Source organism: Pacificibacter sp. (assembly GCF_039769035.1).
GTDB lineage: Bacteria > Pseudomonadota > Alphaproteobacteria > Rhodobacterales > Rhodobacteraceae > Celeribacter.
On the sequence record NZ_JBDMZG010000080.1, the window covers coordinates 1 to 2,752 of the forward strand.

The 2,752-nt window shown below is 52.7% G+C and carries 1 protein-coding gene and 2 pseudogenes; 2 read left to right on the plus strand and 1 reads right to left on the minus strand.

Translation table 11 applies throughout. The features are described from left to right. Window positions 1-257 (plus strand): annotated as a pseudogene (locus tag ABF287_RS07635) (hypothetical protein); the annotation flags it as partial. 58 nt (window positions 258-315) lie between these two features. Here the strand turns inward: ABF287_RS07635 and ABF287_RS07640 are convergent. Next, complete coding sequence (locus ABF287_RS07640) at window positions 316-1,908, minus strand: choline dehydrogenase (protein ID WP_347184415.1); 1,593 nt, start codon at window positions 1,906-1,908, stop codon at window positions 316-318. A 110-nt stretch (window positions 1,909-2,018) separates the two neighbouring features. Here ABF287_RS07640 and ABF287_RS07645 point away from each other — a divergent pair. Then, window positions 2,019-2,752: pseudogene (locus ABF287_RS07645) on the plus strand (TRAP transporter substrate-binding protein DctP); the annotation flags it as partial.

Below are 2,752 nucleotides of genomic sequence, written 5' to 3' on the forward strand. Positions count from 1 at the left end.
AGTTCGCGCCGGGGACTGCCTCTGTGCAACTAATTATTGGTGCAAATTCATCAAATATGAGCGGCGGCGCCAACGGATTTCCTGACACTGGACCTGATCATTCTGTATGGTTCGCGGATGTCTACATGCGCGAGGCAGCCTTGAGCCACCTTGAGCGTAATGCGTCAAAAGACCTGACCGTACTTGTGCCGTCATATGACAGTGGGACGAACGAACTGGTGTATGCAGCGCCTTCGGTTTCAGTGGTGCGCATTTAGCCGTTTCAAAAGTAATTGAGCGAGGCGCTACACATCGTGTCAGACGCCTCGTTCGTTCTTAACCCTGTAGCATCATTTGCGCACATTTTTCCCCGATCATAATCGCGGGCGCGTTGGTGTTACCGGAAACGATCTCTGGCATGATCGAGCAATCCGCGACACGTAGGCCTTCAATGCCGTGCACCCTAAGTTTGCTATCCACAACTGCATCGGTGCCTTGGCCCATTTTACAGGTGCCAGTCGGATGATAGATTGATGCGGTATGATTTCGGACCCAATCCAACGTTCCCTCATAATCGTCCATGGCGAGGTCTTTTGTTGGCCGAAACTCCTCAGAAATTTTTGAGTCCAACGGCGCGTGCTTACCGATGCGGCGGGCAATGTTGACGCCCTCAACAATCGTGCGGCAATCGTTTTCTGTTGAAAGGTAGTTGGGAATAATTTTCGGATAATCCATTGGATTGGGCCCATTCAGGCGAATCTCACCGCGCGATTCAGGCCGTAATTGACACACAGACATTGTGAAGGCGGAGAATGGATGCACCCCTTCGCCGGGGCTGTCCGCGGACCACGGTTGAACATGGAACTGCACATCTGGCGTACCAACGTCGGGGCGCGTTTTGAAAAAGCCAGTCGCCAAACTTGCGGCCATCGTCATCGGGCCCGAGCGGAAGAGCGCATATTTCGCGGCAATTTTGGCTTGGTTTACGAGGCTACGCACCTCGTCGTTCAGCGTTGGCTCTTTACATTTAAATACCAAACGAGCCTGTAAGTGATCTTGAAGCCCTTTGCCGACGCCGTCGAGTTTATGCAAAGGGGTGATGCCGTTTTCTGTAAGCTGATCCGTGTCACCAATGCCGGACAGCATCAAAAGCTGGGGTGAGTTGATCGCACCTGAGGACAGCACAATATCACGGCGTGCGTTCACGGTGTGCTCCTGCCCTGACTTATCAAGGTAGGTCACGCCCGTCGCTTTTTTGCCGTCCAAAACAACACGCTGCACTTGGGCGTTTGTAATGATTTGCAGGTTTGGCCGCTTACGTGCAGGGTTCAAGAAAGCTACTGCGGAACTGCATCGTCTACCGTTGCGCGTTGTGAGCTGAAAGTAGCTGACGCCTTCTTGATCGGCACCATTATAATCTGGGTTAAATTTGTATCCGGCCGCTTGTGCAGCGGCGACCCATGCATCGCAAATGGGTCGTTGGATGCGCATGTTTGACACAGACAATCCGCCATCATCGCCGTGAAATTCATCTGCGCCGCGCTCATTTGCTTCTGACTTTTTGAAGAGGGGAAGCACTTCGTCCCAGCCCCACCCTTCGTTGCCCATTTGACGCCAGCGGTCGTAATCCTCTGCTTGGCCGCGCACATAGAGAAGACCGTTGAGTGAGGATGATCCTCCAAGCACTTTGCCGCGGGGCCAGTCAATTGAACGTCCGTTTAGGCCCGGATCGGGTTCTGTTCGGTAGCACCAATCGACCGACGGGTTATGCATCGTTTTGAAATAGCCGACCGGAACGTGGATCCACGGGTTCCAATCGCGACCGCCTGCCTCAAGCAAAACAACCTTATTATTTGGGTCCTCACTTAGCCGATTGGCGAGCACACAGCCTGCTGAACCAGCACCAACAATGATAAAATCTGCGTCCAATGCAGCGTCCTCCTAGAAGCGGTTGAAAAAAAGACTATGCAAAAACAAAACTCCGCGCTAGGGTTTTTTGATACAAAAAGTCTCAATAATGGACCGTATGGGAGGAAAACATGGGTACCAGTGACAATTTAAGCAAAATTTCACGTCGTGATTTGTTCAAAGTGGCAGGTCGCTACGGGATGAGTTCGACGCTGCTTGCGGCGGGGTCGTTTGGCGGCGCAATGAGCCTTGCAAACTTGGCAAGTGCGGCGGAATCAACATATGAAAAGCGCTTCTCAAAACCGGCGAAACACACGCTGAAATTTGGTGCTGCGGGCTTCAATGCGCGCAACCTTTTGATCGAGCGCGCAGGCGCGTTGGAATTCGCGCGTGATCTTGAAGCACGTACCGATGGTGAGATTCGTGTTGAATTCATCGGCGACAACCAGATCTGTGGTCAGACATCATGCGTTGAGAAAACCCAGCAGGGCATCGTAGACATCTATGCAGCGTCTACGCAGAACTCAGCAGGTGGCGCGCCATACCTTAACGTTCTGGACTATGCATTTATGTTCCCGGGTCGTGCGTCGCAGTATCACTTCCTGTACCACCCCAAATCACAACAGCTTCTGCGTGACCCATATGAAAAGCGTCACGGCCTAAAGTTCTTGTTCAGCCACGCCGAACTGCGCGGCATCCAACTGGGCCTGAAATGGCAGGACAAACCAACTGTCACCAGCATTGAGCAGCTGTTTGGCACCAAAAACCGCGTAACAGGCACACAGCTTGGCCGTATCGCGATGCAGGCGCTTAACCTGAACCCAGTGCCGGTTGCATGGGAAGAAACGCTTGATGGTCTGAAGCA